Here is a 17,586-nt window from a genome sequence, read left to right as displayed (position 1 = left end):
GCTTTTCTTTTATACTAACAGGTTATTATCCACTGCATACTTTATCAACATTGCCGTATTCTTCACTTCCAGCTTGGCCAGCAGGTTCTTTCTGTGGCTATTTACCGTATCGGCACTTATAAAGAGCTTTTCTGCTATTTCAGGATTTGTATTCCCCTCTGCTATCAGCCACAATACTTCTTTCTCACGCCGTGTGAGGTGATGCTTTTTTCCTTCTCCCAACAACTGGTTTACACCCGGCGAAAAATAAGTTCCGCCATTATACACCGTATGAATTGCTTCCAGCAATTCCTCCCTGTCAGCATCTTTCATTACATACCCACTCGCCCCATGGGCCATCATTTCGGTAATATACTTCACATCGCGACAGGAGCTCAATGCCAATATCTTTATGGCTGGATATTCTAATTTTACAGCCGCACACAGGTCCAACCCATCAATATCGGGCAGGCATACATCTGTAAGAATCAAATCAATAGCATGTTCTGAAAGGAATGACAAACAGGTGGCACCATTGCGGGCTTGTCCGGCTACAATAATGTCGGGTGCGCCCTTTAGCAATGCCCGCAGCCCTTCCAGGATCAATGGATGATTATCCACAAAATACAGGCGGATCATGGGTTTTTCAATTAACTGTAATTTAGAAAAAAATCGGGTTTTTAAGAAAGCAGGATACTCCTGTCCCAGGCGGGCACTATATCCTTGTCCAGGGCGGCTATCAGCGCCAGTCCTACACCGGCTACGCCTTCCAGTACTCCTTCCTTTATTTCATATTTTCCATCAACATAAAATCCTACACCGGCAGGACTTTCATAAATATCAATAGTATGTTGTAACCATTTTTCGGCTCCCTGCCGGAAGAGGTGCTCCCCGGTATGACGGTAAGCCCTGTTGAAGATATGGGCGATGCCCGCACTGCCATGACAAATGCAGGTGTCGTGCACCATGCCATTCTGAACATCCCTGTTTTGTACACTGTGCGCCAGCATTTCATATGCCTGGTTGGTATATCCGCCATGGAGCAACGTCATGGCAACAGGCAGATCTCCATAACACCACCCCATCCGGCTATGGCTGGCGGTGAGCGCTGCCCCTTCATTGTTCACTAGCGTCGGATATAATGAGGGTGAGCCAGGTGGATTGCCTACTGATAATAGCCAGTCCAGGCTCTTTTCTACTAAATTACCGGTATCAATTCCTTTTGCCTTTATCCTGGATAATATTCCAACAATAGCAGGCATGCCGTGTGCTATCCCTAAATTGTAACAAGGTTCATCTGGCAAGGAAGGGATTGCCTGCCTGGAAAAATGATCTTCCCAGGAGATACCTTGTGGGAGATGTGTGGCAGCTGCTTCCAGGGCAGTTACCACCTTTGGCAGCCATGGGTCTGGCGTTTCTTTTTCTAAAAAATATAGTGCTATGCCCAGCCCTTCATGCAGGAAATCGTATTGTTTGTTGTTCAGGTCTGCTATCATCTGGTTGCCCAGCAGTACATCTACTTCCGAGAAAATCTCCTCCATATCCCCATCTACCAATCCCTGGTTCATGAGGTGCTGAATGCACCAAACTATGCCACCAATGCCATTGCAATGGCCAGGCAGCAATGCACTGGACGACATGGCGTCCATACTGCTGAGTATGAGATCATGGGCTTTTTGCAGGTATTTTTCTTTCCCGGTGAGTTGGTAGTAGTAAGCGTAGAACAATGCACAACCTGTGTGCCCACCCAGTAACCCGGGTTGATGGTCTGTTTTGAGGAGTTGGTCCAGCAGCTGGCTGATATCTTTCAGGATATGGGTTACTCTTTTCTGGTACATGGATGTAAGCTACGAAAAGGGGCTCACTTTACGGCAAGCCCCTTTTCAAATACTTAGTATCTGCAGGAATCAATACTGCAAATAGAGTTTATCTGACTTGCATTATTGGTGCATACCGCAAATGATACGACTACAGCATTTTCCTGTTTAGTGCCTTGCAGGGATGCGATTTTTACTTTACCTAAGTTCAATTTTTTGGTGGATTGCTTTTTCATAAGACGCTTTTTTTTAAAATGATTAAATTGTTGGTGTGCATTTTCCGACACTGCTACAGCCAGTGTTGATAGTAGGAAGTTTTTCTTCTGTTTGCCGGGCTTTCAGGTTCGCAATGCGGATCTTGCCGAGGGAGAGCTTCCGGGATGATTGCTTTTTCATGGTTAATAGAATTTATTTTAAGTTAAAAAGAAAATATCCAGCTGCAGGGTGATTTTGACAACTTGTTGTCCAGTTAGAAAAATTTCCCCCTTTCAGGGTATCTTGCAGCCGAGACAATAATAGTACCTTACTATACTTAGCCCATCCTATATGATCACCGTCAAGGACTTTTACTTAGTACGCACTCCTTTACAGTCTATACAGTTCTTAGATCAGTTTCGGCAAATTGATATGGCGGCACTACCGGCCAAATTGTTCTCCCTGTTCCAGGATCCGACCTTGCAGGAGTCGATTTATATCGCCTCGCCTGAGTTGTACCAGGAGCTCATGAAGTGGTTGCAGGGCGGCACGGGTAGTGAGAAAATGTGTATGGCACTGTACAGGTATGTGCTGAGAATGAGTACGCGGTGTACGCCATATGGCTTGTTTGCGGGGTGTGCTACCGGGCACTTTTCGGATGTTACTGCCATTGAAATCGGGCAGGTACATAAAAAGCATTGCCGCCTGGATATGAACTATGTGGCTGAACTGGCAGCAATGATTGCACAACTGCCCGAGGTAAAGGTGCAATTAAGGTATTTTCCCAATAATTCTATTTACCCGGTAGCGGATACTTTCCGGTATGCAGGGTTTACGGTGAAAAATAAATTTAGAAATTATGAGCTGGCAGCAGTGAGCAGGAGCCCTTACCTGGAAACACTATTGTCCGTAGCAGGCAGTGGTGCTACGATTGATCAACTCTGTGCAGCGATTGTGGATGAAGAGATCACAGCGGATGATGCCCGGGAATTTATAGATGAACTGATTGTAAACCAACTATTGGTGAGTGAATTGGAACCGACGGTGACGGGGGAGGAATTCTTTTCTTACTTGTTAAAGCGATTATCCACATTATCGGGTACAGCCCATATAGCCAATACCTTACAACAGATTCAGCAATTATTATCTGATCCAGCTACAGGTGTGGATAAGTACCTGCGTACGCATGCTTTGGTGCAGGAGCTACTGCCTGATACAAAAAGTAAAGACCTGGTGCAGACAGATTTGTTCCTCGCCACTACGCAGAACACGATTAGCTTTTTTTTAATAAAAGATTTGCAGGACCAGGTATTGCTCTTGTGGAAAATAGCGCGACCAAATACCAATACGGATATGACCAATTTCATAAACCGGTTCAGGGAGCGGTATGAAGACCAGGAAGTACCACTGGCATTGGCATTGGATAATGAAGCGGGTATTGGATACGGAAATAATCAGTCTGATCATACTCCATTGATTGACGACCTGGCGATCACGACCAACGAGGAGCAGACTAATATGCAGTGGAGTAAATTGCGGGGTTTTCAGCTGGAAAAACTGCACCTGTGTATGCAGCAAGGTAAGACTTCACTGGAGCTGACAGATGCAGACCTGGAGACGTTGAAAAGCCCGGTACCAGTGGTGTTGCCATCCAGTATGTACCTGATGGGAAGCCTGCACAGTAGTAGTGCAGCTGCGATAGATGCGGGGGAATATTTGTTTGAGTTCAATGGTTTCAGCGGCCCATCTTCTGCCAATTTATTAGGGAGGTTCTGTCATGGAGATGCACAATTATTGGCGCATGTGAAGGAGTGTCTGCGTGAGGAGGAACAACAGGATCCTGCAGTCATTTATGCCGAGGTAGTGCATTTGCCTGAGGCCAGAACAGGCAATATCCTGCTGCGTCCTCAACTGAGAGAGTATGAAATTGTGTACCTCGGTAATGGCAGTGTACCGGCGGAAAAGCAATTCCCGATTACAGACCTGATGGTGAGCGTTCGTCAGAATAAAGTAGTGTTACGATCTAAGCGATATAATAAAAGAGTGATTCCAAGGCTGAGTACTGCGCATAATTTTTCCAGGAACAGTCTGCCTGTGTACCATTTCTTATGTGATCTGCAATCGCATACCGTGACCGGATGGCAATGGCATTTGCCTGTTCAACCAGCCTTTTTACCAAGGGTGAGGTATAAAAAAATTGTGCTGAGCAAGGCTACCTGGCATTTGCAGAAGGGAGATGATTTAAAGGCTTTACGCTTGCCACGGTACATCACCATCATGGAAGGAGACAATGAACTGTACATAGATATGGACAATGCCGTGAGCGTGAAGCTGTTGCTGTCAATGCTTGAGAAGAAAGAGAAGATAACTGTGCAGGAAGTGATTGGAACACCTGATCAATGCTGGATCCAGGGCGCCTCTGGAAGGTTTACGAATGAGGTGATTATCCCATTTGCGAATAAAGTGACAGTTGCATCTACTTTGCATAGTGCGGGTACTGAGCTTGTACGTAGATTTATCACTGGTAGCGAATGGCTCTATATCAAACTATATGGTGGTAGCAAAACATCAGAAGATATGCTGACTACCGTAATAGCGCCCCTGGTTGCACAGGTAGAAGCTGCGCAACTGGCAGATAAATGGTTTTTTATACGGTACAATGATCCGGACCATCATATCCGGTTACGGTTTCACAATAGTAGTGATCCTACCTTCTGGCACCAGATCCTGCATTTGCTCTATGAACAACTCGGACAGTATCAGAAACAGGAACTCATCTATAAAGTACAAACAGACACCTATGTGCGGGAGATTGAAAGATATGGTGCAGACACCATGGAATTCAGTGAGCAGGTATTTCATGCAGATAGTAAAGCGGTACTAAATTGTATTTGTCAGTTAGAAGGTGAAGAAGGAGAACGATACAGGTGGCTACTGGGCGCCAGAGGTGTGGACGTGTTGTTGCAGGATTTTGGGTATGACCTGGCCAGAAAAGCTACTATCATGAAAGCCATCAGGGAAGGTTTTTTCCAGGAGTTTGGCGGCTCCCAGGATTTACAAACGCAACTGAATGGTAAGTATAGACAGGAGATGCGGCAGTTGAATAGTTTCTTAGATCCCAGGCAGGACGGCGAGAATGGTATCGAAGGATTGTTTGACGAGCGATCTGCTTTTATCAGGGGAATCATTCCTTCCGACATCGCTGCTGACTATCTACTTCCCAGTTATATTCACATGTTTTTGAACAGGATCTTATTGACAGGGCAGCGCAAGCATGAATTAGTCCTGTATCATTTCCTGAGTAAATATTATGATTCGCAACTGGCGATACAGAAGAAGGCACAACAACACCAGTAGATGTTGTTGTGCCCAGTAATTATTTTAATACACCTGCAGGGATCTTTCCATCTACCTTGCCTAAGTCGAGTTTCAACAATTCAGCAATGATGGGGGCAACATCAATGATATTCATTTCCTTGACATGTCCGCCCTGTTTGATACCAGCACCATAAGCTACAAAGCCGGTCTGAATTTCTTTGAAGTCAGGATAGTAGCCGTGGGTACCTCCCTTTGCTGCTTTTACCAACTCCCCTTTTTTTGCACCACCGATCGTTACATGACCTAAAGCGGCAATCGCCATGGCCGCATTCGGATCAGCACCTATTTTGTCCAGCTGCTGGCGGTCCAGGATCCTGAACATCTTCTGCTGGTCAGCAGGTAAGGCTTTTAGTATGGCGATCACTTTGTCTACAGTTGCCTTGTCGTTCTTATCTTCCAGGTGCAGGAAGGCTGAACCGCCGGAGGCATGGAACTGTGCCCTGATGCCGTTCTTAACCAGTAATATATTTGGAGAAAAAGTCTTTTCAATATTCACAAAGCCATGGTCGCCGGTGACGATGATGGTGGTGCTGTCTGCAATCCCTGCTCTATGTATCGCTTCCAGGAGAGTGCCCAGGGCCCTGTCAGCACCGGATACTGCTTTTCTTACCAGATAACCGTCACGGCCCACCTGGTGTTCGTAGTGATCCGTACAAGGTAAGTGCAGGGTAATCAAAGCTGGCTTATACTTTTGAACCAGGTAACTGCTGATCCTGGCTATGTTTTCATCTAGGATTAACTCCCCGTTGTTCATGGACAGATCATCGGCCTGAAGGTAGCCGGTAGCGCTATCCTGTACTTCCTGCCATAAAGTAGCAGGGGTTGCATATTCTGCCACTTTTGCCCTTCTGTCGGTATTTTTACCCAATGGCCATACATCAGGAATGTTGTAATCAACAGGCGCATGCACAGATACTGGCCAAAGCACACTGGCAGATTTTTTACCAGCCTTGCGCACAGCGTCCCACAGGCTTGGTACTTTCAGTGAATCGTAATAAAAATACCAAACACCGGTGGCACCCTGAGGTTCGTAAGGTGTATTGTAATAAATACCATGCTTCATGGGCGTAACACCTGTGATGAGCGAAGTATGATTGGGATAGGTTACAGTTGGGAATACACTGTTGACACCATCTGCATAGGCCCCGCTATCTTTCATCATACGCAGGTTAACCATTCCCCAGGATGCATCCTGGTAAAAGTCGGGTCTGAAGCCATCAATAGTTATCAGTATGACATGCCCTGTCTGTTGGGCGAAGGTGGTAAATGCCAGCATGAGCAATGCCGGGACGAGTAAGATCCGTTTCATAATCGAGAGTTTCCTTGTATAAATAACTACTCAATGATATGGGTACCGCCAGCGTTTGGGGATAATTCATAATTACTTAACAATGGGCATTTGTAGTTTAGGCAGGGATGCCCACCATGCCAGCAACTTTTCTTTCAGTTTGGCAACGGTTGCGGGTTGACTGTCAGCAACGTTTGTCGTTTCGTATTTATCCTTTTTGATATTATACAACTGGATGTCGGTACCATCGTTGTTCATGATCAGCTTCCAGTAGCCGGAACGCACTGCCAGGTTAGGGCTTTTGTCTTTGCCTTCGGGGTACTTAAAGGCGATATTATTACGACCATATTCCCAGAACAGATCCTGCTGTCTTGCTGCGGGTTTGCCTAGTAAGACTTTACTTTTGTCAACACCATCTCCGGGATAGTTTTTGGGTAAGGGCACATGGCCAAGCTTTGCGAGTGTAGGTAGCATATCCACGGCACTGATAACGGAGGATTCATCTGTTGTTCCTGCAGGAATATGCCCCGGCCAACTGACGATGAAAGGCATGTTGGTGCCGCCTTCATAAAGCGACAGCTTGGACCCTCTTAACCCACCGGCCCTGCTACCTTTAAAGCTGGGCAGTGGTCCATTATCACTGGTGAAAATGATGATGGTGTTTTTGTCGATGCCTAATTCTTTTAGTCCTTCAAATAATCTACCCATCTGAACATCGTATTCTTTTAAGACGAGTTTGAAGGCTGCTTCCTCTTCCGGGTTTGACGGATATGTGCCATTGTCTTTACGGGGCACCCATGGAGTGTGCATATCGTCAGGCCATAAGTTAATGAAACAGGGCTGGCCTTTATGTTTACTGAGGAAGTCGAGCGTTTTATCCACAAAATATTTAGTGCGGTCCCACCTTTTAATGCTGTCTTTATCAGACCAGATCCAATTGGTGGCAGTGATCAGGGGATCGGGGTCCGGGCTTTCGTAGGTACTGATATGTTCATCATATCCATAGTGTTCAAAACCGGGTGCATTCTTCACATCTCTTCCTCCACCCAGGTGCCATTTTCCAAAATGTGCGGTTGCATAACCTGCCTGTTGAAAAAACCGGGCTATAGATGGAGCAGTTGTATCTAAGAAATCGGCCTGCTGGGCATTGCTGTTGTGCTTTTTATTATCCAGGTAAGTGGAGAAATTCCATCTGCCGGGGTACATACCTGTAATCAATCCAGCTCTTGATGGCGAACAGATAGGCGCGGCGCTGTAATACTGTGTGAACTTACGGCCGTTTTTAGCCAGTCCGTCAATATTGGGCGTAGGTACAAACTGGCCACCGAAACAACTGATGTCGCTGTATCCCATATCATCCGTAAGGATAAAGATGATATTGGGCAAGCTATCAGGAGGGGTGGCACTCAATGTGTATAATGGCAATAGCAGGAAAGTCACTGCTGCTGACAGGGTTTTCAGTGTAGACATTGGCAATGGAATTCGTTATCCCAATCTACAAAAAGATTATTTCCCGATACAGAACTTGCTGAAGATAAAGTCTAGCTGGTCTTCATTCGTGATCTGCCCGGTAATTTCACCCAGGAAATGGAGACAGCGCCTGATATCCAGCGACAACAGGTCACCGGGCAATTGATTGTCCAATCCATTCTTTACATCGATGAGGGATTTCATCACTTCCTGTAGGGCGGCATGGTGCCGGGCATTAGTCACAATGGTGGCTTCTGTATTGATATCTCCACTCATGACTTTATGTACCAGGCGGTCTTTCAGTTCTTCGATATGTTCATGCTGGCGGGCGGAGATATACAGGATGTTTTCAAACCCGACAAATTTGGCCTGGTTGGCTTCCAGTCCGGCAATATCCGTTTTATTCCCTACCAGCAGGTAGTTGATATTATCTTTTTGAAAGGCATTGGTTTGTTCCTGCAGGTCTTCGACGCTGGTCTGGTTTACATCGAACAGGTATAATACCACACCAGCCTCACGGATTTTCTCCATGGTCTTTTGTACACCAATACTTTCAATGGTGTCATCGCTTTCACGGATCCCCGCTGTATCAATGAGCCTGAAAAGGATACCCTGGATATTGAGGATTTCTTCGATAGTGTCACGGGTGGTACCGGCTATGTCACTTACAATAGCGCGGTTCTCATTGAGCAGGGTATTGAGCAGGGTTGATTTTCCAGCATTGGGTTTACCAACAATGGCAGTGTTTACACCATTCTTGATCACGTTTCCCATCTGGAATGAATCTGCCAGGTGCTTGACTACCTGCATGGCTTCGTTGATAAGTTTATAGAATTGGGTACGATCTGCAAATTCTACATCTTCCTGGCTGAAGTCCAGTTCCAGTTCAATTAGTGCGGAGAAACTGATGAGTTGTTCTCTCAGTGCAGAAAGCTCTTTTGAGAACCCGCCACGCATTTGCTGCATGGCCGTCTGGTGACTGGCAGCAGAGTTACTGGCAATCAGGTCAGCAACAGATTCAGCCTGGGTGAGGTCCAGCTTGCCATTAAGGAAGGCACGCATAGTATACTCACCAGGTTTTGCCATTCTGGCGCCGGCACGAATGCAGGCGTCGATGATTTGTTGCTGGATGTAAGGAGAGCCATGGCAGGAGATTTCCACGATGTTTTCACCGGTGTAAGAACGGGGGGCTTTGTAAAGGCCTACGACTACTTCATCGATGGTACGTCCATTTTCCACAATGCTACCGAAGTGTAAGGTATGGCTGGCCTGTTTGTGCAGGTCTTTGGCTGGAAAGAGCTGGTTGCAGATCTCAATAGCGTTGGCGCCATTGAGGCGGAGTACAGCAATAGCGCCTACACCGGCGGCAGTAGCGGGGGCTACAATAGTATCATCGTATCCTGTAAGATTATTCCCGAGCATCATAATTTCATTTGCAAATCAGACGGCAATATACCAATAAATAAAAACACCCTGTCATGGCTGAGCCTTGACAGGGTGTTTTCTATAAAGCGTACGTTAGTACTACTCTTGCAGTGTGAAGCGGATAGGCAGGTTAAACTGAACTGATACCTGACGGCCGTTCTGTTTACCAGCTTTCCATTTAGGCATGATTTTCACCACGCGGATAGCTTCTTCTTCAAGACCGCCACCTTTCGGAGCGCCTACAGTTTTCACATCTTTGATGCTACCTTCTGAGTCTACTACGAATTGTACGAATACTGTACCTGAGATCGCATTTTCCTGCGCTACGCGAGGATAGTGGATGTTTTTGCTCAGGAACTTCGCCAGTGCTTCTTCACCACCTGGGAAGGTAGGAGGCTGTTCTACGAATGTGAAGATCTCTTCTTTAGCCGGAGCTGGAGGAGCTTCTACCACACCAGTACCTTTACTGTCTTCCAGCAATCCTGGGTCGATACCGTTAGGATCACCTTCTACTGTTTTAGTACTTACAGCTTTATCTTTCAGGTCCTCTTGCTTAGGTGGCACCTCGTCTGGTGGCACTTCGTTATCTTTTTTGATAACGGGAGGAGTGAACTGCACTGATGGCTTCACCGGTGGTGGTGGAGCTGGTGGTGGTGGAGGTGGAGGAGGTGTTTTTGGATCATCTGGGATCTTTACGTCCTCCATCTTGATTTGTTCGATAACGGGCTTGTTAGGGTGTTCCCTTTCAGCCTTCATTATCGCATTATTGATAGCGTAACCTCCGATAACAAGCAACATCAGTGCTGCGCTGCCGATGAGGGCATTGCGCACCCTTTTGTTGTATTGTCTTCTAAGGTCATAAGCTCCATAATCCTTATTCCTGTTTTCAAACAGGATATCCAGAAAGTCGGAGTTTAAGATTTTAGCGGTATCCATTGTTTCAATTTTTAAGATGGATGCAAAAGTTAGTTAGTTCCTTAATTACTGGTTGCCGCCACCACCGCCGTTAGCAGCTTCTGTCTGATGGATCCAGGTTTTATCCTGGTCGCTGATGTCGACAGTAGCATAACGTTGAATACGGTTGATAGCCATTTCATCCAGGATGTCTACGAAGTTCTTATACTTGGCATCATCATCTGCCTTGATAATAACAACAACATCTTCAGGCTCACCTTTTGCATTTCTCAATTTTGCAACCTCATCCCGCTTTTTGATAATTACATCACGGATGCCGTCTTTGTTGGCAAAGTTGGTCGCTTTGAAAAAATCAGGATTAGCAGAGGCGCTAGGGTCCTGCGCTAAGCCTTCGTAATAGTATACCCGATTGTCTTTTCCAAGCAATATAGTGAGGGCTGTACTTTCCTTAACCTTGTTTTGCTCCTCTTCATTTTTTGTATCCTTCGGCATGATCAAGTCCATTGTTTTGGGCTTGCTCATGGTAGTAGTCAACATGAAGAAGGTGATCAAGAGAAAGCCGAGGTCCACCATCGGAGTCATGTCTACGCGTGTAGAATGCTTTTTGGATTTGGTACCCTGGTGTTTCTTCCCACCGCCACTACTGCTGGTATCCATTTCTGCCATAGTAGCTCTTTTTTTTAGTTTTCAAAAGCAACTCAGTGCCTCAGCACTGCCTGCCGTTTACTTTTCTATTCTTCTTTCTTGTCACCGCCTTGCGCACGAGCCAAAGCAGCAGCAGTACCTGGAGGTGGTGCCTCGAGGTTAGTCACCAGATTCAGCTTCTGAATACCCTTCTTTTTGAAGGAATCCAGCACGTCCTTGATCTTAGGATAAGGGGTGTTGTTATCAGCTTTAATACAATACTGCAATTTAGGATTACCTCCCTGTGCAGATCTTGCATACTCGATCCATACTGCTACCTCATTGTTAGCGGAGTCAGTAGGGATACCTGTTTCGAGACCGGATTGCTTACGCTCGGCTGTTTTCAGCGCCAGGTAAGCTTTGAGATTCTTCAGCTCAGTACCAACACTGGAACCGATAATGAAGTTATTCATCTCATGTGCATCCAGACCCAATTTATACTGGGTATTCAGGTCTTCGATCAGTCTCTGACGTTTAGGCTGGCCATCCATACTAAAGAATACCCTTCCTTTTTCGTCAATTGTTAACAGGATTACATCAGAATCAGGTAACAATTTAGTGTTGATTGAAGACGGAGTTACCACAGTTACCGGTTCATCCGGCTTAAATTTAGTCGCCAGCATGAAGAACGTGAGCAGCAGGAAAGCCACATCACACATCGCGGTCATATCAACCAGCGTGCTCTTCCTAGCCATTTTAACTTTTGGCATCTTTACTCCTTTTTGGTTTACTTATAAGATTCAAAACCGCATTTTTTCCACACAAATAATTAGAAATTATTTGTGGTTCGCAGCGAAGCTCTGTGTTAAAGTAAAGCCAGACTCGTCGATAGCGTAAGTGATGCTATCAATATTAGTAGTAAAGTAGTTATACATGATGATCGCAACTGCAGAAGTAGAGATACCCAGCGCGGTGTTGATCAACGCTTCAGAGATACCACCTGCCAGTTTACCAGAATCCGGAGCACCAGAAGCTGACATCGCAGAGAAGGATTTGATCATACCCAATACAGTACCGAACAGACCTAACAGGGTAGCTACGGAAGCGATAGTGGACAGGAATACCAGGTTCTTTTCCATCATAGGCAGTTCCAGGGAAGTTGTTTCTTCGATCTCTTGCTTGATAGCCAGGATTTTCTGCTCAGTATCCAGCTCAGTGTTAGTGATCATTTCTTTGTACTTCTTCAGACCTGCTTTCAGAACATTACCTACAGAACCTTTCTGTTTGTCACACTCAGCCAGAGCAGCATCAACGTTTTTGTTAGCCAGGTGATATTGAACTTTTCTTACCAGCTCAGCACCGCTAAATTTACCTTTCGCTTTGGAGATATAGAGGAAACGCTCGATTACGAAAGTGATACAAATCAGTAATACAGAGATCAGGATAGGTACGATGATACCACCCATGTAAACTGTACCAAACCACTTACCCAAACCTTCTTCAACTGGGTGTGCATTATCGCCTTTGATTCCTCCCTGGAAGTTGTTAGGATTACCTAACACAAAGATGAAGAACAGGATACCTATTACAATACAAACAGGCACAGCAAGCATTGCGAAGGTGTTGTTTGATTTCTTAGGTTGATGAGATGAATTCGCTTTGGCAGAAGCTGCAGTCACAGTTGTTTTAGTCTCAGCCATGTTGATTGAATTTTAGTGTTAAAGATTAAACTATTGTTTTTTTGTTATTTCTGCAATGTTAAATACGTGATTCGCAAAGTTATACGGTTGACTTAAAAAAACAAGTGCAGCTCAAAAAATCTCACAAAATTTAACCTCCCTCCCCAAAAGCCTGCCTGTAGCAGACTTTAATGCATTCCGATTTTTATTTGAGCGACACTTAATTTATTTAAATGCAAAATATATCAAAGATTTGGGCATTCCCCTGAAGAAATACTATCCCTGGAACCTGAAATTTATTGATTTTATTCAAAGTTGGACGCACAATTTAAGAAATATTTTAAATGTTCCAACAGAAATTTTATCTCATTTCTCTTTCTACTTCCCGCTACCAATGGCACTTTGCGTCAATTTGCCCGTATTGATGGTTATCTTGCCGTTGTGCCATTTCAGCCATTCACATATAGTTCCTGCCATTCTCTCCGATTCTCATAAGCATATTCTTTTGATGAAAGACCCTGTGAACGTGGATATCACTGAATTCTAATCATAGCCTGATATAAATATAAAAGCTACCATATCAATAAATTTACTCATAATCTCTGGCTCCCGCTATCACTTTAACATACCTTTAAGCAATTTCCCCACATAGGGTAGAACTTCCATTCCTAAAGGTATTAAAGCGCTTATGGATTTCCCGCATAAGTTACTGCTTAATATGTTTATTTGCAACTTACTTTCTAAAAAAACAGCTAAATCAAGAACAACCATTTAATAACTATCAATGAATAAACGCTTTATCCGCTCCTCTGCGGCTATCTTTTTCAGTTCCTTCCTGCTGATTACAGGCTCTTTCAGCCCTGCCGCTGCCCAAAGAAGGAAAAAACATGAAGGTAACACCACTCCTACAGACTCCACTGCCCGTCCCCCATTACCTGCAAAGAGTGGTCCCAAGACCGCTCCAAAAAAGTTCGGCGATGTCATCACAACCAGCGCCAGAACGGATTCCGGGCTGTTCATTATCTACAAACAGGACGATAAGATCTTCTTCGAAATACCCGATTCCATCCTCGGAAGGGATATCCTGGTGGTAAACCGTATCTCCAAATCCGCCGCAGGGCTGCGCGCTTCTATGTATGGATACAGCGGCGATGAAATTGGGGAAAACGTGATCCGCTTCGATAAAGGTCCAAATGACAGGATATTCCTGAAAAACATCTCCTATACCGAGATTTCAAAAGATTCCAGTCAGCCGATGTTCCAGGCGGTAATGAATTCCAATATCCAACCTATTGCAGCGGCATTTGATATCAAGGCATTTTCCGACAGCGCTCACAATAGCGTCATTGATCTCACAGAATTCATCCAGGGAGATAATGATATCTTCTTCTTCGACCCGCGTATCAAGTCAGGACTCAAGCTGGGCGGCGTTCAGGCAGATAAATCCTATATCGTGGATGTGAAGTCTTACCCCATCAATACCGAGATCAAAACGGTAAAAACCTACTCCAAATCCGGGGGTGGTCAGGGGCCTGCAGGTGGCTCTCCGAGCGGCAATGCTACGCTGGAACTGAATAGCTCTATGATTTTATTGCCTGCTATCCCTATGAAGAGCCGATACTTTGACCCACGCGTTGGTTTCTTTACCACCTCTGTGACCGACTTTGATGCCGATCCGCAAGGTGTGAAAAGGTTATCCATGGTCACCCGCTGGCGCCTTGAGCCCAAGCCGGAAGACAGGGAAAAATATAACCGCGGGGAACTCGTGGAACCCGCGAAACCCATCATATTCTACATAGATCCCGCTACTCCAAAAAAATGGGTGCCATACCTGATGCTGGGTGTCAACGATTGGCAGACTGCTTTTGAACAGGCTGGCTTTAAAAATGCGATCATTGCCAAAATGGCTCCTACCCCGGCAGAAGATTCTACCTGGAGCCTGGAAGATGCCCGTTTTTCGGCGATCGTATACAAGCCTTCTGATATTCCTAATGCAAGTGGTCCCCATGTACATGATCCCCGTTCCGGTGAGATCCTCGAAAGCCACATCAACTGGTATCACAACGTGATGCGCTTACTGCGTAACTGGTACTTTGTTCAATGTGCACCCAATGATCCAAGAGCACGTAAAATCGAATTCGATGATCAGCTGATGGGTGAACTCATTCGCTTTGTATCTTCTCATGAAGTAGGGCATACCCTGGGCCTCCGTCATAACTTTGGTTCCAGCTCTGCATACCCTGTGGAAAAACTGAGAGATAAAGAATGGGTGAAGACTAACGGCCACGCCCCCTCTATAATGGATTATGCACGTTTCAATTATGTTGCACAACCCGGCGATGGTATCACCGGTGCTGATCTCTACCCACGTATTAACTTCTATGATAAGTGGGCGATTGAATGGGGATATCGCCAGATTCCCGGTGTGACTGATCCCGCTGCGGAACAAGCTATTCTGAATAAATGGACAATTGAGAAACTGAAGGATAAGAAATATTGGTTTGGTACTGAAATGAATCCTGATGATCCAAGATCACAGAATGAAGACCTGGGTGATAATGCCATGAAAGCAAGTGAGTATGGTATCAAAAACCTGCAGCGCATTATGCCTAACCTTATTACATGGACAAGTTCACCAAATGAAGGTTATGCGAACCTCGGCGAATTGTACAAAGAAATCAATACACAGTTTGGCAGGTACATGGGCCATGTAGCTAAAAACATAGGTGGTATATATGAGACTCCTAAAACTGTAGAACAGGAAGGTGGCGTGTACGCAGCTGTTCCCAGGGCCACTCAGCAGGAGGCCGTACAGTTCTTACAGCAACAACTGTTTACCACTCCAAAATGGTTACTGGATAAAGATATTCTGAGCCGTACTGGTAATAATGCCACAGCTATCGTCAGTGCCCGTCAGAATCCAATTCTTCAGCGCATCATGAGTTCCGGCACCCTGACAAAACTGATCAACTCAGAAGCAAATGAAGGCAGCAATACCTATACAGCTGCCGCCCTGCTGGCTGATCTGAAAAGAGGCATCTTCAGTGAACTTCCTTCTCATCAGGCAATCGATGTATTTCGCAGGAACCTGCAAAAGAATTATGTAGATAACCTGGTGGATCTGATCAGCGAACCGTCTTCCAATTCCGATGGTGGTATGATGGTCATCACCGGTGCAAACACCAGTATCTCTTCTACCCCTGCTGATGTAAGCAGCATTGCACGTGCACAACTCGTTGCATTGAAAGGAGAAGTGAAAGCTGCAGCTGCAACGGCCGGAGATAATATGAGCCGCTATCATCTGAATGACTTGTATGAGAAGATTAACCAGGCTTTAGATCCTAAATAAACGCCACTTGTTTATACTATAAAAAAACGCTTTCTGTCATTGGCAGAAAGCGTTTTTTTTGGAGTTGCACCATTTACATTATATTTATGTCACTGAACCTCAAAAAAGTGAAAGAACGTACTTCAAAAGTCACCATCTACGACATAGCTAAAGCGCTAAATCTATCTGCTTCCACGGTCTCAAGGGCATTGCAAAACAATACCCTTATTAACCAGGAGACACGTGAAAAAGTAAGACAGACTGCCACTGATATGGGCTATGTCCCCAACTGGATCGCTTCCAGTCTTCGAAAGAAACGCTCCAACATCCTGGGGCTGATCGTTCCTCGTACTTCCATGTATTTCCAAAGCACAGCTATCAGCGGTATCCAGCACGAAGCACATAAATATGGCTTCAGCATTGTGATTGGTCAATCTGATGATACAGTGGCAATGGAAAAAGAATTGGTGCAAACCTTTTATTCTTTAAGAGTAGATGGATTACTGGCGGTTTCTTCGATGTTCACCACCACGTTTGAACATTTCAATCCCTTTATCAAGAACAATATTCCGCTGGTATTCTATGACCGCGTACCGTCTGATTTCAACGGTTATACGATTACGGGAGATGATTTCAGGGGCGGGTACCTGGCTACGGAGCACCTGATTAAGCAGGGGTGCAAACGTATTGCCCATTTTTCGGGTATTCTGACGTGTAACCTTTATCAGCAACGATTAGGTGGTTATAAGGCTGCTTTAGCACAATATGGACTTCCTTTTGATGAATCTCTGATACATGTGCATAACCTGACTGCGGATGCAGCTATTGCTGCTTCCAGGCAGTTATTATCCCAGGATGTATTGCCGGATGGATTGTTTTCTACAAATGATACTTCAGCTATTGCCTTTATCCAGGAGGCGAGGCAATTTAATATCCAGATACCGGAACAGATTAAAGTAGTGGGTTATTCCAATGACCAATCGTCCCGCATTATTTCTCCTTCGCTCAGTACGATAGAGCAATCCGGTTATTCAATGGGTCAAAAGGCTGTAGAGACTTTAGTGCAGTTAATCAACCAGGATGAGACAGTGAAGATTACGCAGAATTATGTATTTCCTGTTGAATTGATAGAACGAGCTTCCAGCAAGGTATAAAATTAAAAAGCCTCTGAATAAATTCAGAGGCTTTTTAAATAAATATGGCAGCTACCTACTCTCCCGCATGATAGTGCAGTACCATCGGCCATGAGGGGCTTAACTTCTCTGTTCGGAATGGGAAGAGGTGAACACCCTCGGCAAAACCACCATAAGATCTTGAAGATCTTTTGTCACTGTTAACAGCAACGCAATAACTTACATATCGGGAAGTTATAATACAGCATATAAATAAAATTAAAGCTTACGGGCAATTAGTACTACTCGGCTTCGATGTTACCACCCTTACACCTGTAGCCTATCAACGTCGTAGTCTCCGACGGCCCTTAAAAGT

General features: G+C 45.1%; 13 protein-coding genes and 2 rRNA genes. 3 read left to right on the top strand and 12 right to left on the bottom strand.

Annotated elements, in window-relative coordinates; all coding sequences use genetic code 11:
• Positions 1-9: 9 nt before the first annotated feature.
• From ABDW16_RS26330 to ABDW16_RS26320, 3 genes are all read right to left on the bottom strand, one after another.
• The gene (locus tag ABDW16_RS26330; protein ID WP_343673960.1) at positions 10-618 is read right to left on the bottom strand and encodes a response regulator transcription factor; all 609 of its coding nucleotides are present in this window, start codon (positions 616-618) and stop codon (positions 10-12) included.
• Between the two features lie 41 nt (positions 619-659).
• Entirely contained in the window at positions 660-1,817 is a 1,158-nt protein-coding gene (locus ABDW16_RS26325) for a lanthionine synthetase C family protein (protein WP_343673958.1), read from the bottom strand.
• Between the two features lie 237 nt (positions 1,818-2,054).
• Positions 2,055-2,192 (bottom strand): class I lanthipeptide, encoded by a 138-nt coding sequence (locus ABDW16_RS26320; RefSeq protein ID WP_343673957.1) that lies wholly within the window; start codon positions 2,190-2,192, stop codon positions 2,055-2,057.
• 150 nt (positions 2,193-2,342) lie between these two features.
• Here ABDW16_RS26320 and ABDW16_RS26315 point away from each other — a divergent pair, with 150 nt between their 5' ends.
• Complete coding sequence (locus tag ABDW16_RS26315; RefSeq protein ID WP_343673956.1) at positions 2,343-5,348, top strand: lantibiotic dehydratase; 3,006 nt, start codon at positions 2,343-2,345, stop codon at positions 5,346-5,348.
• A 19-nt stretch (positions 5,349-5,367) separates the two neighbouring features.
• On the opposite strand, the gene ABDW16_RS26310 is transcribed toward ABDW16_RS26315, so the two are convergent.
• The 7 genes from ABDW16_RS26310 to ABDW16_RS26280 form a co-directional block, all read right to left on the bottom strand.
• The gene (locus ABDW16_RS26310; protein WP_343673955.1) at positions 5,368-6,678 is read right to left on the bottom strand and encodes an ectonucleotide pyrophosphatase/phosphodiesterase; all 1,311 of its coding nucleotides are present in this window, start codon (positions 6,676-6,678) and stop codon (positions 5,368-5,370) included.
• 72 nt (positions 6,679-6,750) lie between these two features.
• Positions 6,751-8,127: a sulfatase-like hydrolase/transferase gene (locus ABDW16_RS26305; protein WP_343673953.1), complete on the bottom strand. Its 1,377-nt coding sequence runs from the start codon at positions 8,125-8,127 to the stop codon at positions 6,751-6,753.
• Positions 8,128-8,163: 36 nt separating this feature from the next.
• Positions 8,164-9,552 (bottom strand): tRNA uridine-5-carboxymethylaminomethyl(34) synthesis GTPase MnmE, encoded by a 1,389-nt coding sequence (gene mnmE, locus ABDW16_RS26300; protein WP_343673951.1) that lies wholly within the window; start codon positions 9,550-9,552, stop codon positions 8,164-8,166.
• Between the two features lie 99 nt (positions 9,553-9,651).
• Positions 9,652-10,488, bottom strand: coding sequence for a TonB family protein (locus ABDW16_RS26295; protein WP_343673949.1), 837 nt, complete (start codon positions 10,486-10,488; stop codon positions 9,652-9,654).
• Between the two features lie 45 nt (positions 10,489-10,533).
• Entirely contained in the window at positions 10,534-11,133 is a 600-nt protein-coding gene (locus ABDW16_RS26290; protein ID WP_343673946.1) for a biopolymer transporter ExbD, read from the bottom strand.
• 65 nt (positions 11,134-11,198) lie between these two features.
• Positions 11,199-11,861, bottom strand: a complete 663-nt coding sequence (locus ABDW16_RS26285; RefSeq protein WP_343673945.1) for a biopolymer transporter ExbD — start codon at positions 11,859-11,861, stop codon at positions 11,199-11,201.
• 66 nt (positions 11,862-11,927) lie between these two features.
• Positions 11,928-12,791 carry a MotA/TolQ/ExbB proton channel family protein gene (locus tag ABDW16_RS26280; RefSeq protein WP_343673943.1) on the bottom strand — a complete coding sequence of 288 codons (864 nt, stop codon included), beginning with the start codon at positions 12,789-12,791 and terminating at the stop codon, positions 11,928-11,930.
• A gap of 763 nt (positions 12,792-13,554) precedes the next feature.
• Between ABDW16_RS26280 and ABDW16_RS26275 the strand changes: the two genes are divergently transcribed.
• Positions 13,555-16,119: a zinc-dependent metalloprotease gene (locus tag ABDW16_RS26275; protein WP_343673942.1), complete on the top strand. Its 2,565-nt coding sequence runs from the start codon at positions 13,555-13,557 to the stop codon at positions 16,117-16,119.
• Between the two features lie 86 nt (positions 16,120-16,205).
• A complete protein-coding gene (locus tag ABDW16_RS26270) occupies positions 16,206-17,252 on the top strand; it encodes a LacI family DNA-binding transcriptional regulator (RefSeq protein ID WP_343673941.1) in 1,047 nt (348 codons plus the stop codon).
• A gap of 42 nt (positions 17,253-17,294) precedes the next feature.
• Here the strand turns inward: ABDW16_RS26270 and rrf are convergent.
• Both rrf and ABDW16_RS26260 read right to left on the bottom strand, forming a co-directional pair.
• Positions 17,295-17,406 (bottom strand): 5S ribosomal RNA (gene rrf / locus ABDW16_RS26265).
• A 79-nt stretch (positions 17,407-17,485) separates the two neighbouring features.
• Positions 17,486-17,586, bottom strand: a 23S ribosomal RNA gene (locus ABDW16_RS26260); the annotation flags it as partial.

Origin of the sequence: Chitinophaga sp. (genome assembly GCF_039596135.1) — a bacterium.
Taxonomy (GTDB): Bacteria; Bacteroidota; Bacteroidia; order Chitinophagales; family Chitinophagaceae; genus Chitinophaga.
The sequence above is the reverse complement of the archived record's forward strand: the minus strand, read 5'-3'. Positions and strand labels throughout refer to the sequence as shown.